Source organism: Sulfitobacter aestuariivivens (genome assembly GCF_014763045.1).
GTDB lineage: Bacteria > Pseudomonadota > Alphaproteobacteria > Rhodobacterales > Rhodobacteraceae > Sulfitobacter > Sulfitobacter aestuariivivens.
In genome coordinates this window covers 1,423,311-1,441,118 of the sequence record NZ_JACTAG010000001.1, presented here as the reverse complement: position 1 = coordinate 1,441,118, position 17,808 = coordinate 1,423,311, and the positions used below count along the sequence as shown (strand labels likewise).

The 17,808-nt window shown below is 59.3% G+C and carries 14 protein-coding genes; 8 read left to right on the top strand and 6 right to left on the bottom strand.

Annotation, left to right across the window (positions count from 1 at the left end; all coding sequences use genetic code 11):
- The 3 genes from H9Q16_RS07110 (at position 1) to H9Q16_RS07100 (ending at position 3,394) form a co-directional block, all read left to right on the top strand.
- Entirely contained in the window at positions 1-900 is a 900-nt protein-coding gene (locus H9Q16_RS07110) for a MurR/RpiR family transcriptional regulator (protein WP_191074626.1), read from the top strand.
- Positions 897-2,369 carry a M81 family metallopeptidase gene (locus tag H9Q16_RS07105; RefSeq protein WP_191074625.1) on the top strand — a complete coding sequence of 491 codons (1,473 nt, stop codon included), beginning with the start codon at positions 897-899 and terminating at the stop codon, positions 2,367-2,369. Before H9Q16_RS07110 ends, H9Q16_RS07105 begins: the two co-directional genes overlap by 4 nt.
- Before the next feature lie 185 nt (positions 2,370-2,554).
- Positions 2,555-3,394 carry an EamA family transporter gene (locus H9Q16_RS07100; RefSeq protein ID WP_191074624.1) on the top strand — a complete coding sequence of 280 codons (840 nt, stop codon included), beginning with the start codon at positions 2,555-2,557 and terminating at the stop codon, positions 3,392-3,394.
- 759 nt (positions 3,395-4,153) lie between these two features.
- On the opposite strand, the gene cobS is transcribed toward H9Q16_RS07100, so the two are convergent.
- The gene (gene cobS, locus H9Q16_RS07095) at positions 4,154-4,939 is read right to left on the bottom strand and encodes an adenosylcobinamide-GDP ribazoletransferase (RefSeq protein WP_246455516.1); all 786 of its coding nucleotides are present in this window, start codon (positions 4,937-4,939) and stop codon (positions 4,154-4,156) included.
- An 83-nt stretch (positions 4,940-5,022) separates the two neighbouring features.
- On the opposite strand from cobS, the gene cobT reads away from it, so the two are divergent.
- Positions 5,023-6,036: a nicotinate-nucleotide--dimethylbenzimidazole phosphoribosyltransferase gene (gene cobT, locus H9Q16_RS07090; RefSeq protein ID WP_191074623.1), complete on the top strand. Its 1,014-nt coding sequence runs from the start codon at positions 5,023-5,025 to the stop codon at positions 6,034-6,036.
- Here cobT and H9Q16_RS07085 read toward each other — a convergent pair.
- Positions 6,033-7,961: a cation:proton antiporter domain-containing protein gene (locus tag H9Q16_RS07085; RefSeq protein ID WP_191074622.1), complete on the bottom strand. Its 1,929-nt coding sequence runs from the start codon at positions 7,959-7,961 to the stop codon at positions 6,033-6,035. The genes cobT and H9Q16_RS07085 overlap by 4 nt on opposite strands.
- Before the next feature lie 68 nt (positions 7,962-8,029).
- Complete coding sequence (locus tag H9Q16_RS07080) at positions 8,030-8,485, bottom strand: Lrp/AsnC family transcriptional regulator (RefSeq protein WP_191074621.1); 456 nt, start codon at positions 8,483-8,485, stop codon at positions 8,030-8,032.
- A gap of 148 nt (positions 8,486-8,633) precedes the next feature.
- Between H9Q16_RS07080 and hppD the strand changes: the two genes are divergently transcribed.
- Positions 8,634-9,731, top strand: a complete 1,098-nt coding sequence (hppD, locus tag H9Q16_RS07075; protein ID WP_191074620.1) for a 4-hydroxyphenylpyruvate dioxygenase — start codon at positions 8,634-8,636, stop codon at positions 9,729-9,731.
- A gap of 126 nt (positions 9,732-9,857) precedes the next feature.
- On the opposite strand, the gene H9Q16_RS07070 is transcribed toward hppD, so the two are convergent.
- On the bottom strand, positions 9,858-12,422 hold the full coding sequence (locus tag H9Q16_RS07070) for a hypothetical protein (RefSeq protein ID WP_191074619.1): 2,565 nt from the start codon (positions 12,420-12,422) through the stop codon (positions 9,858-9,860).
- 170 nt (positions 12,423-12,592) lie between these two features.
- Between H9Q16_RS07070 and H9Q16_RS07065 the strand changes: the two genes are divergently transcribed.
- Entirely contained in the window at positions 12,593-13,300 is a 708-nt protein-coding gene (locus H9Q16_RS07065) for an SIMPL domain-containing protein (RefSeq protein ID WP_191074618.1), read from the top strand.
- A gap of 24 nt (positions 13,301-13,324) precedes the next feature.
- On the opposite strand, the gene H9Q16_RS07060 is transcribed toward H9Q16_RS07065, so the two are convergent.
- Together H9Q16_RS07060 and H9Q16_RS07055 are read right to left on the bottom strand one after the other, a co-directional pair.
- Entirely contained in the window at positions 13,325-14,617 is a 1,293-nt protein-coding gene (locus H9Q16_RS07060; RefSeq protein WP_191074617.1) for an O-acetylhomoserine aminocarboxypropyltransferase/cysteine synthase family protein, read from the bottom strand.
- A gap of 192 nt (positions 14,618-14,809) precedes the next feature.
- Positions 14,810-15,814 (bottom strand): hypothetical protein, encoded by a 1,005-nt coding sequence (locus H9Q16_RS07055; RefSeq protein ID WP_191074616.1) that lies wholly within the window; start codon positions 15,812-15,814, stop codon positions 14,810-14,812.
- Between the two features lie 97 nt (positions 15,815-15,911).
- On the opposite strand from H9Q16_RS07055, the gene H9Q16_RS20595 reads away from it, so the two are divergent.
- Together H9Q16_RS20595 and H9Q16_RS07045 are read left to right on the top strand one after the other, a co-directional pair.
- Positions 15,912-16,658, top strand: a complete 747-nt coding sequence (locus H9Q16_RS20595) for a hypothetical protein (RefSeq protein WP_246455508.1) — start codon at positions 15,912-15,914, stop codon at positions 16,656-16,658.
- Positions 16,659-16,795: 137 nt separating this feature from the next.
- Complete coding sequence (locus H9Q16_RS07045; protein ID WP_191074615.1) at positions 16,796-17,425, top strand: nucleoside triphosphate hydrolase; 630 nt, start codon at positions 16,796-16,798, stop codon at positions 17,423-17,425.
- The last annotated feature ends 383 nt before the right edge of the window (positions 17,426-17,808 follow it).

Genomic DNA, 17,808 nt, shown 5'->3' with positions numbered 1-17,808 from the left:
ATGACAAAAACGCTGCGTGAACGTCTGAGCGATGCGGTCTTGTCCACATCCAAGGCGGATCGGGCCCTAGCGACCTATATGCTGGCGGAATTCGGGACCTTGCCTTTTGAAACAGCCGCCAGCCTCGCGGCCAAGGTCAAGGTCAGTGAGCCAACGGTCGGGCGTTTTTGCCGCGCAATTGGCTATGATGGGTTCAAGGACCTCAAGTTGAACCTGCGCAGCGACATGGGCGACCAACCTTGGCTGATCAAGGACCGGCTGCGCGACCTTCAAGAACGGACGCTGGCCGGAGAAGATCAATTGACCCGCGGTCTGGAACTGGAAATGGCGGCCCTCGTTGCGGTCTATGAGGCAGCCTACACGCCGGAATGGAAGCGCGTGGTCAAGCGACTGGCCACAGCACCGTCGGTTTTCGTCGTCGGATTTCAGACCGAGCGCGGCATCGCCGAAGTGTTTGCGCATCAGTTGCAATACCTCCGGGACAAGGTGCAGTTGCTTGATCTTGCCAGCGGCAATTTTGCCGATCTGCTGGCGACAGATAACACGGACACCGCCCTCGTGATGTTCGAGGCGCGCCGCTATTCCAAGAACGCGCCGCTGCTGGCTGCAGAGGCAAAGGCGGCAGGTATTCCGGTGACCCTGATCACCGATCCCTATTGCGATTGGGGCCATAGCGTTGCCGATGAGATTTTCGTGGTGCCGACCTCGTTCAACCTGTTCTGGGAATCCACCGCTCAGATGGCCAGCCTTGCGAACCTTCTCGTTAACGGTGTTTTCATGGAACTTGGTCCAGAGGTCGAGGCCCGCATGAACAGGATTGCCCAGCTTTACGGAAAATTTACGGGCCATGTAGCTCAAACCGCGCCTTACAAACCAAAGACCAAGGGAAAACGATCTTGAGCTTCAAAGTTTTGAGCGCTGAAATGTCCCATGAAACCAATACGTTCAATGTGTATCCCACAACGGTGCGCAGCTTTGAGGATCGATATCTTCTGCAAGGCGATCAGGCGATTGCAAGACGGGGCGACAAGAACACGGAGCTGGCCGGGCTGCTTGATGTCGGGCGTGACTACGATTGGGAGGTGCACCATGTCATCAGTGCCGCTGCGGGGCCGGGGGGCAAGGTAACGCGCGCCGCGTTTGATGTGCTGACAGAACCGCTGATTGCCGCGGCCAACGCGCAGTGGGACGGCGTGTTTCTGATGCTGCATGGCGCAATGGTCACTGACTTTTGTGAGGATGGCGAGGGAGAGATTTTGCGGCGTATGCGCGCGATACTCGGCCCGGATGTGCCCATTGCCGTCACGCTGGACCCGCATGCCAATGTCACGACGCAGATGTGTGATCTGGCGCAAATCCTGGTGTCCTTCACGACCTACCCTCATGTCGACGTCCGTGCCACGGGGCGGCGTGCAGCCGAGCTGTTGAACCGCACCATGACGGGTGACATCCACCCCTGCACTTTGCGCTTTCACCAACCCATGTTGGAGGAGGCAAATGGCGGGCGTACCGACCTTGGCCCGATGATCGAACGGCACGCTCTGGCCCGCGCCTTTGAGACCCGAAAGGGCGTCTATGCCATCAGCATCAATGGCGCGTTCCCCTGTGCAGATATTGCCGAAGTGGGCCCAACGGTTCTGGTTACATGCGACGGAGATTGCGCGGCGCATCAAAAGATCGGAAACACGCTGGCCGATGACATATGGGCGCGACGCTTTGAGGTGCTCAATACCTATATGGACAGTGCCCAAGCGGCGGAGGAGGCCCGGAAGTGGAATGCCACCGCTGGGCCATTGATCGTGGCAGATTATGCGGACAACCCCGGTTCCGGCGCTTACGGCGATGCAACGGGCCTGTTGTCTGCGTTGATAGAGGCGGGCGTGGACAACGCGTGCTTTGGCCCCCTGATCGATCCGGCGGCAGCGGCGTATCTGAATGCGCAAACTTTGGGTGTCGAGGTCACATTGTCCATCGGTGGAAAAACCGCGCCAGAGTTTGGCGGGGGGCCGTTGACCGTCACCGGCATCGTGAAATGGACCGGCGATGGGCGTGTCGTTGGCAGTGGTCCGATCCTTGGCGGCTTGGAACGCAGCTTTGGCCCGACCGCGGTGTTGCACGTGGCCGGGATCGATATCCTGATCGTGACGATTCCGCATCAGATGCTGGATCTCAAACAATTCGAAACTTTCGGCATTGATCCGGCACGCAAAGCGGTCGTTGTGCTCAAGTCCATGCAGCATTTTCGGGCGGCTTTCGCTCCGATTGCCGGGCGGATCATCGTTTGCGACAGCGGTGCGCTGTGCACGCTCAACTACGGATCACTGGATTACATGGTTGTGCCGCGCCCGATGTTTCCGCTGGACGCGTGACCCGACTTCCCGCTGGCAGCCTAAAGACGCGTGGCGGGTTGTGCTGTTGATCATACGGGATCGGCCGCAGATCCTTGGCGCAAGGTCGGCTGCACCCCCGAGCGCTGAATTTGCACAAGCTGCTTTTAAGGCTGGTGACCGAAACGAAGTCCGATACTTTGGATTCGAATCCTATAAGGAATACAATGACCCCGTTCATCGTGGCTCTTATCCTGTCGGCAGCCTTGCTGCATGCCGTCTGGAACACAATTATCAAAACCGCAGCGGACCGCACCGCAACCCTGGGTCTTGTCGCCCTGGGTCACGTTTTGCCCGGCACGGTGATGATTGTCGTGCTCCCGCTGCCGAGCGCTGAAAGCTTTGTCTACATCGGCCTCTCCACGCTTGTGCACTTTGCATATTTCTATCTGTTGGGACGTGCTTATCATCACGGGGATCTTGGCGTCGTCTATCCCATCGCGCGGGGCAGCGTACCGGCCCTTGTGTCCCTTTGGGCCTGGTTGCTGCTGGGTGAGGTCTTGCCGCCTCTGGTCTGGACCGGAATAGGTTTGATCAGTGTCGGCATAGTGCTGAGCAATTGGAAAGCGCTGCGATCAGGCGTTGGCGCCACGGCCATGTCATTATCGTTGGGAACCGGTTTCTGCATTTCCGTCTATTCGCTGGTTGATGGTGTCGGTGTGCGCCTGTCGGGCAACACGCTGAGCTATTGGGCGTGGGGCGCGTTCCTGCATGTCTTTATCGCCGCGTTTGCCGGCTATCGCAGGCGGCAGACATTGAGCGCCTTGCCGCTGCGCATCTGGATCGTGGGAATCGCCGGAGGTATGGTTTCCATGACGGCCTACGGTCTTGTCCTCTACGCCAAGAACTTCGCTCCTTTGGGCGCTGTATCGGCCCTGCGCGAAACATCCGTAATCTTTGCAACGCTGATCGGTTATTTTCTCCTGAAAGAGGGTAATTGGAAGCGGCGCGTGGGAGCGGCCGTGATCATGGTGTTCGGCATCGCTTTGATCGGTCTCAGCGCGTAGGGGCAAGACCGGAAGATGCCGCTTATGGTGAGGGAGAGAATGTAGCTCTGACGACCGACGACTGCGGCTTGCCGTCCTCTGACGTGCCTTCATATTTACTGTCTATGGACAGTCCTTTTGGTCTTCGTTTGCTTGAGCAAATTAAATGTCACTCAGCCTGGCTTCTGGTTCCGGTCCATCTTTGATGTCTTATCGATATGCTAGGGGTGGCTCCCTTCTTATCAATTACATGACAGCGTCCAAATGACAGTCTGTACCAACATAGCTGACAGGCGCTCAAAACTACCCGGCATAGCAACTCAGTGACGCAGCACCCTGGTACCAAGAATTGCAGTCCCGCCAAGGGACAAGCGCGCGAGCCGTTGAGTTCCAAGCGTTGATGGCGTCACGTACCGGTGCCGTAAGGTTTGCGATCTGGGACGAGATAGATGTCGAAAAGGGCTTGTGGACGATCCAGCCCGGGCGGCAGCCGTCGAAAATCCCATCATCCGGGAAACCTCACCGCGTTCCGTTATCCATCTGGTCGTTGGACATTCTCGCAGGGTTGCCGCGTGCGACAGGCAACCCGCTGTTGTTTGGGCACCTCGCGGCAGGCCACTCTCCGATGTCTCGATCGCCGCCGTAATGCGCAAAATCCTTAAGGCAGTGCCAGAACGGGTTTTCCGCCGTCCTTTACGGACCCTGTTTGGCGCCGAGAAAGCTGTCATTGACGCTTGCTTTATGACGGCAGCACATTCCCGCAAAGCAGTTCTTCTCAAATCACCAGCTTGAAATCATCACATCAAAGGCCACCAGCACGGTGATCTCCACCACCTGCTGTGTTGCCCCCAGCACATCCCCCGTCTGACCCCCAATCTTGCGCCGCGCGACGCGCCCAGCGGCCACCGTCACCAGCGCTGCAAAGATCAGCAGCCAAAACATCGACACCGTAGGGGCGGCCACAGCCGCCACCACCGCAATCCCCAGCGCCATAACCGTTGGCGCCCCCGCTGGCCGCCCGGTCTGCGCCGAAAGCCCGATCTTGCGCGCGTTGGGCAGCCAATGCATCACGCCCACCATTGCAGCACGGCTTATGACTGCAGACACCAGCACCGCGCCCACCAGCGCGCCCTTGTCGATGAGCATTGTCAGCACATACCAGCGGGTGAGCAGCGACATTACCAGTGCGATCACACCATAGGTGCCGATCTGACTGTCTTTCATGATCTCCAGCCGCCTTGCCACAGTCCAGCCGCCCCAGAACCCATCGGCGCAGTCGGCCAGCCCGTCCTCGTGCATGGCCCCGGTCACCACGATGCCTGTCGCCAAGACGACCATTGCGGTGATTGGTGCCGTCGCGCCCAGCCATTGCACCGCCCATCCGACGGCGAGCGCCAGCAGGCCCACCACCACCCCGACCAGTGGGTACGCCCAGGCTGCAGCAGCAGGGGCCCGGGCAGCAGAAGGTGTGTGCGGAAAGGGCAAACGGGTCAGCAACGCCAAGGCCAGCACCATGTCTCCGGGCCGAAAAATCTTTGTCCATTCGCCGATGTCGGTAACGCGCATTTATCTGCCCCTCCGGCTCTTTCGCCGGGGCCACGCTACGGCTAGAGAGGGCGGAAAGACAATCTCCAAAAACAGGGCCTCTCATGAGCGATACCTTTGCAACCCTTTCTGAATTTCGCGCTGTGCTTGCGGCGCAAGAGACAATCGATGCCGCAGCCCAAGCCGCCGCATCAGATCACAACGCTCAGTTGACAAAACCACCCGGCGCTTTGGGCCGTCTGGAAGATCTGGCGATATGGTATCGCAGTTGGCGCGGCGGTGAAAATGCAGAGATCACGACGCCTCAGGTTATTGTCTTTGCGGGAAACCACGGTGTGGCCGCACGTGGTGTCTCTGCCTTTCCAGCCGAAGTCACCGAACAGATGGTGCTGAATTTCCAGCACGGCGGCGCGGCGATCAATCAGATCGCGCGCGCCAATGGGGCAACGCTGGATGTGGTGGCGCTTGACCTTGATCAGCCGACCGCAGACTTCACCACCGCGCCAGCGATGGATGAGGCCGCATTCGTCAAGGCGCTCAGGGCTGGATGGGACCAGGTAAACCCGGATGCGGACGTGCTGGTGGTCGGGGAAATGGGAATTGCCAATACCACGTCCGCCGCCGCGCTGGCCTGTGCGATCCTTGGCGGGGACGCTGCCGACTGGACTGGTCGCGGCACAGGCGTGGATGACGCAGGTCTGGCCCTGAAGACAAAGGTTGTCGCCGAAGGTGTCGCCCTGCATGGCGGGCAAGGCGACGGCCTGGACACCTTGCAGCGATTGGGCGGGCGCGAATTGGCGGCCATGGCAGGGGCCATCGCACGGGCGCGGCAGGAACGCATCCCTGTCATCCTTGATGGCTTTATCTGCTCCGCGGCGGCGCTATGTTTGGAAAAAGCCCAATCTGGTGCCCTTGATCATGCTGTGGCGGGCCACCTGAGCGCGGAAGGCGCGCATGGCAAGGTGCTGGACGCATTGGGAAAAGAGCCGCTCTTGCAATTGGGGATGCGCCTTGGTGAGGCCTCGGGGGCAGCGACGGCAATTGCGATCCTTAAGGTTGCGATGGCCTGCCATGCGGGCATGGCGACATTTGCGCAAGCGGGTGTCAGCGACAGTTAGGCCCGCTTGGGTTCGCTTTCGGCGCTGCTGGATTGGATCGCCGCTTCGAGGTCTTTTTCAAGCTCTTTTGAGCGCGCGATGTATTCTTTGTTCTGGCTTGGCGGCACATCCGGTTTCCACAGTGCCGCCAGTTCCTTCAGGGCGGCGCGATCGTGGGCATAGAAGGTCTGCTCGGCTTCTGAGGCTTCAAATTCGGTGAGTCCGAGGTTTTCCAGCGCATAGCGCCCCGCGCGCAGGGAACTGTCGAACAGCTCGCGCACAATGCTATCGGCACCGGCTTGATATTGTTGATAGACAGATGTGCGGTCAAACGCCCGCGACACGATATGAATGTTGGGCCGCTGTTTGCGCGCGTATTGAATGAGCCGCAAGGCCGCCTCTTTGTCATCAAGTGCGACAACCAGAACTCTGGCCTCGCTCAGCCCAGCCTTTCGCAGGATATCCGGGCGCGATGGATCACCCAGAAACGCCTTGTACCCAAAGCGGCGCATGACCGCGATGGTTTCAGGGTTATGGTCCAGTACGACTGTCTGAAACCCGCTTGCCTGTACCAGCCGGTTCACAATCTGACCAAAGCGACCCACACCCGCGATGATGACCGGGCCTTCTTCGTCGATCTCGTCGTGGGGCAGGGTGCCTGCCTCTTCCAAGCGGCGGCTCATCACTTCGTACAGGATGAACAGCAGCGGTGTGATCAGCATCGACAGGGCAATGACCAGCAACAGGGTCTCGGCAATGTCGGTGGGCATGACGCTGGTGGCGACAGAGAAGCTGACGAGGACAAAACCAAACTCACCCGCTTGTGCCAGCCCCAGCGAAAACAGCCAGCGGTCGCGGCCCTTGATGCGAAAGGCCAGTGCAAGCCCGTAGAGGATCACCCATTTGACTGAAATCACCAGGAAAGCCATCGCAATGATCGCGGCCCAGTTTTCGAACAAAAGCTCAAAGTTGATCCCCGCACCAACTGTGATGAAGAAGAGGCCCAGCAGCAGCCCCTTGAAGGGCTCCAGATCGGTCTCAAGCTCGTGGCGGAATTCGGAAGACGCCAGCACCACGCCCGCCAGAAAGGCACCAAGCGCCGGGGACAGGCCCACGACCGTCATCAAGAACGAAATCCCGACCACGATCAGCAAGGCAAGGGCGGTATACATTTCACGCAGGTTGGCCGAATGAATGAACCGGAAGACCGGACGCGTAAAGAACACACCGACGATGATGATCGCGGCAATGGCCCCGATCGTGACCAGCGTGATGCCCCATGCGGGCAGGCTTTGCACAAGATCGATGGCAGCATTCGCCGCCTCTGCTCCATGACTTTCTTCGCCGCCATGGCCACCGTCGTGGCTTTCCTGCGCTTCTTCGGTGTCCAGCGTCAGAGAGCCGTCAGGCATCACCGCCACGGGCAGGGGCAGCGCCACCGCCAGCAGCGGCAGGAAGGCGAGGATGGGAATCACCGCGATGTCTTGCGTCAACAGCACCGAAAAGACAGATCGCCCGCCGCCCGTTTGCATCAGCCCCTTTTCGGACAGGGTTTGTAACACGATAGCGGTAGAGGACAGCGAAAGCGCCAGACCGATCGCCATCGCCGTGCCCCACGGCACATCATAGGCCATCGCAATCGCCATCAGCGCAGCTGTGGACAGGACGACCTGCGCGCCGCCCAACCCCAGCAATTTGTGCCGCATGTCCCACAGTGCGCGTGGTTCAAGCTCAAGCCCGATGAGGAACAGCATCATCACAACGCCGAATTCGGCAAAATGTTGTAAATCTTTGGTTTCTGATCCCACAAGTCCGGTGACTGGCCCGATCAGGATACCAGCCGCAAGATATCCCAGGACCGACCCAAGACCTAAGCGCGCGGCAATGGGCACGGCGATGACAGCCGTGGCCAGATAAATGGTCGCTTGAAAGAGAAATCCTTCCATCGGGGTCTCCGTCGGATGGGTGTGTGTCCCCATCTATGTGTTTATTTAACGCAGGCGCAAGCACCCCCTCACGTCGGTAGTGGCGCATCCCGCTTTAACTGGTCCATCACGATCTGACTGTGGACACGGCTTACAGCAGGATGGGCCAACAAAACCTCGTGGATCAGGCGGTTCAGGCTGGGCAGATCCCCACAATAGACCCTGAGCAGATAATCCGCATCCCCTGTCATGGTCCATGCGCTGACGATCTCTGCCCGGGTCGCAAGCAGGCGCGCGAAACTGCGCGAATTTTCCGGGCCGTGCTCGCCCAGGTGCACTTGAACAAAGCCTTGTACATTCAGGCCTAGCTTTACCGCATCCAGACGTGCGGTATAGCCTTCAATGTATCCTTCCGTCTCAAGCCGCTGACGGCGGCGTCCGGCCTGGCTGGGCGACAGGTTCAGCGTGGCGCCCAGATCCTGTGCGGTCAAATGCGCGTCCTTTTGCAGCGCGGCCAGCAGGCGAATGTCTGTGTTGTCCAGCATGATGCGTCCTTTGCGCATGTTCACGCCCGATCATGAATAATTGCCGCACTAATGTCCATATGGGCGCGTAAGATTGCGCAGAAATTGCACCCGTACTGCTCTATTTACAGGATTAACAACAGTTTCATGCCTTCAAGGAGACATTCGCATGGGCCCTTTCCCGCACGACGCCCCGAAATCGCAAATCACATCCGACAACCCTGCCGGCACCGATGGGTTTGAATTTGTTGAGTTTGCCCACGCCGACCGGGAAGAGCTGCGCGTGGTCTTTCGAAAGATGGGATATGCCCATGTGGCGAATCACAAAACACAGAACATCGAACTTTGGCAGCAGGGCGACATCACCTATGTGCTGAACGCAGAGCCTGCCAGTTTCGCCGCCAGGTTCGTCGAAGAACACGGCCCCTGCGCGCCCTCAATGGGCTGGCGGGTCGTGGATGCGCAGGCCGCCTTGAAGCATGCCGTGGCAAAAGGGGCGGAAGAGTACACCGGCACCGGCAAGGTGTTGGATGTGCCCGCGATCAAGGGCATCGGTGGGTCGCTGATCTATTTCGTGGATCAGTATTACGACACGTCACCCTACAACTGGGAATACGACTGGATCGCGCAATCCAAGCCCGAGGGCGTTGGCTTTTACTACCTCGATCACCTCACGCATAATGTGTTCAAGGGCAACATGGATGTCTGGTTCAAGTTTTACGGCGATCTCTTTAACTTTCGTGAGATCCGTTTCTTCGACATCGAAGGGAAATATACCGGCTTGACGTCGCGCGCTCTGACCTCGCCCTGCGGTCGCATCCGGATCCCGATCAACGAGGACCGCGACGAGAAGGGTCAGATCGTGGCCTACCTTAAGAAGTATAACGGCGAAGGCATCCAGCACATCGCGGTGGGCGCGCGCGACATCTACAATTCAACGGATGCCATTGCAGACAATGGTTTGAAGTTTATGCCTGGTCCGCCCGAGACCTACTACACGCTCAGCAAAGACCGGGTCGTCGGTCATCAGGAACCGCTGGACCGGATGGCAAAACACGGCATTCTGATCGATGGCGAAGGGGTGGTGGACGGCGGAGAAACACGGATACTGCTCCAGATATTCTCCAAAACTGTGATCGGCCCGATCTTCTTTGAGTTCATTGAACGTAAAGGTGACGACGGCTTTGGCGAAGGCAACTTCAAAGCCCTGTTCGAAAGCATCGAACAAGAGCAGATCGACAGCGGTGATCTGAAGGAAGTCGGCTAACCATCTTCTATGTCAACAAAAAAGGCGATCCCTGATCCGGGTCGCCTGCTTTCTCTGGCCAGAATATTCCCAGAGGGTTTGGGAGACAGCGTCTCCCATAGACCGTCTTGGGCGGTCTTCGGCACATCACCCACTTGGCATTTTCAACACCAGATTGCGGCCCCCTTTGGTGTACCGCAGCTCGCTGTCTCCGATCGCAGACACCCGGCCACCGTCGATGCGGTCGCCGACCACGACTTTCTTGTACCGTCCATTGCCCAACCGTACCAACGCGCGCCGGCTCGACGGTTTGCCGTAGACGCCGATCAGATTGACCTTTCGCAGGTTGATCGCGTTGCGCACCGTGGCTTGTTTGGCAACGGATGTCTTGGAAGGGATCTTAGGCGATACCGTGCGCGGTGCGATGGTTGCCGCCGCTGCAACGCGGGTTTCGCGGTCGGCCTGGGGCTGGGGCGTGCGCTGCGCGCGCCGCACGATGCGGGCAAAGTTTCTGGGGCGCACATCGGGGCGCGTTGAGGCTTTGATGGCAAGGCGCGTAGGGTTCTGAAAAGCGCTGGCCTGAATGGCAGCCTGCACCGCCTGTTCCGTGTCTTGCGGCGTGACCGCAACAGCGGCGGCGGCTGTCGCTGCCGCGGCTTCTGCTTCCGCCAGCGCGTTCGCTTGGGCCAGCTCTTGAACCGACCGGGGGCGCAGCTGCGGCCGGAGTTCTGACAGTTCGGTCCGGGTCAGACCATCCAGTTGTGCCCGCTCTGTAGTCTCTGCCAGATCGTCAGGGCGTGTTTGCGGACGGAAGGCCGCCAGTGCCTCGCGGATGCGATCATCGGTGGGTATCGCGCGAAACCGGGTTGGTGTCGTGGGCGGCACGGCGGGCGGTCTGCCCAGATAAACCGTAATGCCATCGGGACTAATGGCCCCTTGCGCAGTCGGCACAACAAGGCCGCTGTCGTCCAACGCAAACAAGGTTCCCGCGGCAAGCGGTGCCGGCACGTTGCTCAGGGCTGTGTCAGTGGCAAAACCGCTGACAGCGGGCAGGGCGATGGCATCGTTGGACGTGCTGACGGGATCAATGCTGGTCATGTAAAGGTCATCGATATCAATCAGACCGGCGGGATCGGGTGGCACCTGCGGGGCCACGGGCCAGATCCCGGTAGCCGCGTATTTCGCTTCCTGTTCCTCAGGCGAGAGGGCGATGTCGCGTGGCACGACCGGGGTACTAAGTGCATCCAGAACGGCTGTGTCTTCTTCGGTCAAGGCGGGACTGAGAGAGGCCGTGACGACCGGTTCCACGTCATCTTCCACCTCGACGATCATCGGGGTCTCGGTTTCGGAGGCGACAGGCGAAGGTGTGGTGGCGGCAACAGTTTCACGATTGCCGAGCAAACGCGACAGGTTGAGCCCGTCGTCCAAAAAGACAGAAGCCCAGGCTGCAACCCCGGCCAGGAATACCAGCAGGGCCGTAATCAGGATCAACCCCAAATAACGGGGCTTGCCCCCGATATCATCCTCATGACGCGCGCCAAAGACGGTCATCCGCTCTGCTTCTGTGCGCGGTTCTGCAACGACCGGAGCCGTACCTGCAATCGCCGGTCTTTGGAAATTCAACCGCCGCTGGATCGCCGCGCCTGCCTGCGCCCGGCGACGGCTGAGAAAGCCAGCCACTGGTGCCCCGGCACTTGCAACTGCTGCCACGATCGGTTCAGCGCGCAAAGACGAGCTATCGGGTGATGGCGGTGCGTCCGCCTGAGTTGTTGGCGCCGCCGCGACGTCGGTTTCTGTTTGCAGGGTTGGTGCTGCAACGAGGGGCTCTTGCCGCCCCGGGGCGTCGGGAATTGTGCCTCGTCGGCTTGAAAAGCCCGGTGTCGGGGCGGGGGGCGACGTCGCGGGGCTGGGTGCCGTGATACGGGTCGCGGCGCCCAATTTAGGCTTGACCGGAACGTCTGGCTGTCGCTGGGCGGCCGCGTCCAAAGGCGATATCTGGCCGTCCTGTTCTTGCTCTGGTGCCGCGTTGCCATAATCAACGGAGGTCACGCGTTCTTCAAGTGCCGGGGTGTCCACAGCATCGTTTACAGGCTCAGGCGTCTGATCCAGCCCGGTAACTGCAGTGTCCGCGGTCTCGATCTCAGATGCGTCTGCTACGTCTTCCACGTCACCAATCACCACAACGGCGATCCCGTCAGGTTCGACCTCTTCCCCGGTATCCAGCAATTGCGATGCGCTGCGGGTCGGGCCAAAGAACGGCTCTCCCAGATAGGCGCTGTTTTCCGGCGCTGCGGCAAAACAAACCGGATAGAACCGATTTTCGACGGCAAAGGCTTCTGCTTCGGTCAGGGTTTCGCGGGCAACGGCTGCGATGTGGCTTTGGTCACCGTCTGCAGACAGGTCAAACACCAGATCATCGACGTCATAGGGCGTCGCGCCTTCAAGTGCCGCTCTTGCAGCGCTGACGCGGGCCTGTTCGTCCATCCCTTTCGTATCGATGGTCAGGTATTTGATTTGTCCGTCCGGTAACAACAGCTTGGTACGCAGGCCGCCGGGTTCCAGCGCAGTGGCGGTGCGACGCAAAACGGCCAGTTCCGCGCCCATGTCTGTCGCATCAAGCGCCACTTCACCGACAATGCGCCAGCCACCGGCTGCGCGATGCAGAAGCCGGATACCTTCAAAGGACAGAGACAGAGTAAAGTTTGGCTTCATCGCGCTCAGTTTACCATGGGGTGAAATGGGTTAACAGATTGGCGTCAGTCTCAGAAAGAATAGCGCGAACCTTTGCTCAGGGAAAGGGTCGCACGCCATTGTTCGCCTTGTGGAAGCGTCTTCAAACTGTGCTAGTTTGGTAAGTCAGCGCTGAAACGAAAGGGAGAGCGATGCGAGTTCTGAGTATCATTGCAATTTCATGGTTGGTGTGGGCCGCAGCGGCGGCTGCGCAAGAACCCGAGCAGGGCATCATCGTCACCGGGGAAGGCCGCATTTCAATGGCACCAGACATGGCGCAGATTTCCTTGGGGGTGCAAAAAACCGCAGCAACGGCGAAAGAGGCAATGGACAATGTTTCTCAAGAGGTCGCTGTGATCATCGACCGGCTTGACGCGCTTGGGGTCGCGGCACGCGACCGCCAGACCGACGGATTTTTTCTGCATCCGGTGCAGAACAACCGATCGGTCTCTTCCGACCAGCCGCCTCAGATTGTTGGCTATCGCGCGGGCAACACCGTCAAGGTGCGTGTGCGCGATCTGGCAAAGCTGGGCGCCATGCTGGACGGTGTCATAGAAACAGGTGCCAATGACTTCAACGGGTTGAGCTTCGGACTGCAGAACCCAGCCCCTGCCAAGGCCCGCGCACGTGCCGCTGCCGTCGCCGATGCAATGGAACGCGCAGGTGAACTGGCTGATGCCGCTGGGTTGGCACTTGGGACAGTGCTGCGGATGACAGAACACAGCAATGTATCGCGCCCCGCGCCCATGATGGAGATGTCGGCCCCACGTGGCAGCATGGGCGATGCGATCGCAACGGGTGAAGTGGACGTGACCGCGCAGGTCACGATGGTATTTGCCATCGCCCCGGGGCTGCCATAACAGCCGCCCCGGCGCGTGCCGGACTTACTTGCCGGCCTTGTTCAAAGCCTGATCCAAATCTTCAATCAGATCGTCCGCATCTTCCGTGCCGATAGACAGGCGCACAACAGACGGGCCTGCGCCGGCTGCCTCTTGTTGTTCTGCCGTCAGCTGGCGGTGCGTGGTAGAGGCCGAGTGAATGATCAGGCTACGCGCATCCCCAAGGTTGGCGACGTGGCTGAAAATCTCCAGCGCATTGACCATTTTCACGCAGGCGTCATAGCCCCCTTTCAGGCGGACGGTGAAAAGCGCACCCGCCCCTCTGGGGCACACTTTCTTGACCCGCTTGAAATAGGGTGAGGATTTCAGGCCAGCATAGGTGACTTCCTCAACCGCGTCGTGCTTTTCCAGCCAGGCCGCGATTTTCTCGGCGTTTTCCACGTGCCGCTCCATCCGCAGGCTGAGGGTTTCGGTGCCCATCAATGTATAATGCGCCGCTTGCGGGTTCATGGTCATGCCGAGATCGCGCAGGCCGATAGCGATGCCGTGAAAGGTGAAGGCCAGATTGCCGAACGTCTCGTGGAATTTGAGCCCGTGATAGGCAGGTTCTGGCTGGCTGAGCGAGGGGAATTTGTCGTTTGCGGACCAGTCGAAGGTGCCTGAATCCACAACGCAGCCCCCTGTCACAGTGCCGTTGCCAGTGAGATACTTGGTAGTGGAGTGCACCACCAAGGTCGCGCCCAGTTCAATCGGGCGGCAAAGGAAGGGGGTGGCCGACGTATTGTCGATGATAAGCGGAATTCCTGCGTCATCTGCGACGTCGGCAATGGCACGCACGTCCATGATATAGCCGCCGGGGTTCGCAATCGCTTCGCCAAAGACGGCGCGCGTGTCATCGTCAATGGCGGCTTTGACCGCGTCGAGATCGTCAAAATCCACGAACTTGCACTCCCATCCGAAGCGCTTGATCGTGTGGCTGAACTGCGTCACCGTACCGCCATAAAGCCTTGTGGACGCAACGATGTTCTTGCCCGGCCCCATCAGCGGAAACAGCGCCATGATTTGGGCCGCGTGTCCCGAAGAACAGCACACCGCGCCAACGCCACCCTCAAGCGTCGCAATGCGTTCTTGCAATACGGCAACGGTCGGGTTTGTCAGGCGAGAGTAGATGAAGCCGACTTCCTGCAGGTTAAAGAGTGCGGCGGCATGTTCGGCGTCCCGGAACACATAGGCGGTGGTCTGGTAAATCGGTGTCTGCCGTGCGCCCGTGGCCGGGTCAGGGTGGGCACCGGCGTGGATTTGCAGCGTGTCAAAGCCGTAGGTGGGGCCGTCGTTCATCGTGTATCTCCCTGGATTGGATTTGGCACATGGTTAGGGGATTGAATTGCGGCACACAAGTGATCCGGCAGGGAGGTGGACGTTATTGCCCAAAGGACAACCTAGCTAGGAACATCTTGCCGGTGCACCCGTGACTGATCCGATCTCGAGGCGAAGGTTTCAGGATCGCGCGGCATTGGTCGCGCTCGCGCTTTATCGCATCCAATACCCGTTTTTCTTGATCCGGTTTCGGATCGCCTGTTCCTTGCGCGGCAGGTTCTCGCGGTCAAATAGGGCGCGCGCCTTATGTCCGCGCCCCTGATAGATCATCCTCTTGATCGCGTCGTGTCCTTTAAGCACCTTTTTCAGTTTGTTGGGGGCGGTTACCTCTTCCAGCACCTCGACCACTCTGTCGCTTTCGCGTGCATAAAGCAGCGGCAACAGGCGGTAATGACAAGAGATTTCGCCGTCCAGCAGCCCCGGTGGCAGGGCGTCCCGCCCGCCGCCAAGTGCATGGATTACAAGGGGCAGCGCGATCTGATCAAGCCAGGGATCAAACGACTGCGCACAAAGTGCAACAGGGGGGTCGTCGCGGATGGCAAGCGCGTATTCGAGGAACCGCGCGCCAAACGCCTGCGGGCAGCGATAAAAGAAATAGCCCGCGTTAAAATAAAGGTATCGCCGCCAGTACTCGTCCGGCTGGCTGAGATCGAGCGAGCTTTCAAAGTCGAGGCCAAACTTGTCATAAAGTGATTTCCACAGACCCGTGTATCCGGGGCCATAAATCTGCGGGACAGGCCAGGTACCTTCGCACCGCAGTGACGCGCCGGGGCGCTCGAAATCGAAGGGTACGGTGCTGAGAGGTCCGGTGATCAACGTGTCCGTGTCCATGAAAACGAAGGGCTGGTCCTGGGGCAGGGCGCTCAGCATCTCAATCTTGTTGCCGTAAGGGTACTGTGCGCCGAAATGATGGCTTTCGAAGGGGATGAATTCCGCGCCCAGATCTGTCAACGCGTCGCGAATTTCGGTATTCTGAATGCGCGGATCGTCGGGCCAAAGGGGCCCGGGTTGCGGCTCTGCGATCAGCAGGCGGCCATTAAAACCGGGGTCACTGTGTCGCAAAGACGCGGCAAAAATCAGGGCTTCATAGGCCAATCGCCCTCTTTGGCCGACAATGACGACGTTGAATGTTTGCGGGGGCTGCGGTTTGCGTGCCATACTCGATTTGCGCCTGCTGGTCTTTTAAGCTCACTATAGGGGCGAAGCGGAACTGGCAAAAGGCGGCATTTGGACTGGCCTGAAAAGGATTTTTGGAATGATTGATTTCGTTTTTGCAATGATCGCTGCCGGGATGAATTCGGCCGACGGTGAGGTTGGTGGCAGCGGCAGCACAGCTCAGGCGTTGGCGACCCCGGCCCCTGCACCCGTCGCAGCGCCCGAAAGCCCCAGCGTTATGGCAGAAGCGTCCAGCACAGACAGCCCCACCGTTTCCACGGGCGAAAACACCACCATCGGGTCCGGCGTGGTCATCGGTGGCATTGGGTTGCTGGATGGCACATCAGATCAAATGCAGCCAGCGGCCCCTGCAGCACCTGCTGCTTCACCTGCACCTGCACCCGCACCTGCCGCGCCAGTGATCGCTGAAACCAACCAGTTCAACATGGCGGTGGTACCTGCAGGATTGGTGGCAGAACCACAGACCCCCTCCGGCAAATTCACGACAGCGACAGAAATCAAGCCGATCCTGAACGCCACCAAGAACAGCTGGGTTGCGGTTCGTGAATTTGATGGCAAGGATCTGCTTTACGTGACCCATCTGTGGGGCTGGCGGTGCGGTCTCTCGGCGATGGCCATATCCGTGAATGACGAGCCGATGCAGAACTGGCCCCTGCCGCCCTGCCACACTGAATACGCCACGCCGAACGCCATTCTTGACGAAGACGGACTGCCATACCTGTCGCTGCGATTAAAGGCCGTTGAGAAGATCGACATCCAGATCGTTTATGACGATCTGAGCATGGATACGGCAACCTTCCGGCGCAGCGATGTGCTGATCCCCTAAGTGGACGGCTAAGCCGACGCACCGGGGTTGGGGCGGTTGCGTCCTGATGGCGCTTCAGGATGGCTGTCAAAGGGTGCCTTGACGATCCCAATCGGAGTTGATTGGGTGCTGTCACGCTCCCTGCGAAAGCCCTCCCGATGACAAACTGGACACCCGATATCGAGACGCTGTGCGACGACATCCTGGCCAGACCGGCCAAGGGCCGTCGCAGACTTGTCGCTCTTGCGGGGCCGCCGGCAAGTGGCAAGTCCACCCTGGCGGAGGCAGTGGTGACGGCGCTGAAGGACACCGGGCAAACCGCAGCCCTTGTGCCAATGGATGGATTTCATCTGGATAACCGCCTGCTGGAGCCGATGGGCCTGCTGCCCCGCAAAGGCGCGCCCGAAACCTTTGATGCGTTAGGGTTTGTCCGGTTGGTGCAGGCCCTTGCCACCGAAGATCACGTTGCCTATCCGGTCTTTGACCGCGCGCGCGATTGTGCCATTGCCGGTGCCGGGATGGTGGGCCCTGACGTTCAAACGGTGGTGGTTGAGGGCAACTATCTGCTGTTGGATCGCCAGCCTTGGTCGACGCTCCACCCGTTTTGGGATGTCTCAATGATGCTGTCGGTGCCGATGGATGAATTGCGCCGCCGGCTTATCGCGCGCTGGCTGCACTACGGGCTGGCTGAAAACGATGCTGTTGCACGTGCACAAGGCAACGATCTGCCAAATGCGAAAGTGGTGCTGGCAGGCAGCCGCGCTGAACTGATTGTTAAAAGCGCTTGAGAAGCGACGCGGCAGCACATGGGTCACATTCCCAAAGGCACAACTGTCTACCGTTCCAAAAGCCATATGGCGCAAGCAGCGTCATCAGGTATCTGAATTTGGTGGTAGTGGTCGCGGTCCGTATCGCACTCGATTTTGGTAGGTCTTCCTGATCGCCGGGGCGTATCGGGAATATTCGCAGATTTTCTTGGTTCTGTACCGTTTGCGTAAATTTATCCCAGATAATCAAACCAAATCAAATCGATAGCGTCCATATCCCTGGTCACAAGATGGCAGAGACAGCAATTCGGATATCAGGGTAAGGAAGACCAAATAGGAGGAAAGAGATCCTTGTGGGCAGAGAGGCAGTCCTGCCGGATATCTGGCGAAACTGCCGATGAATT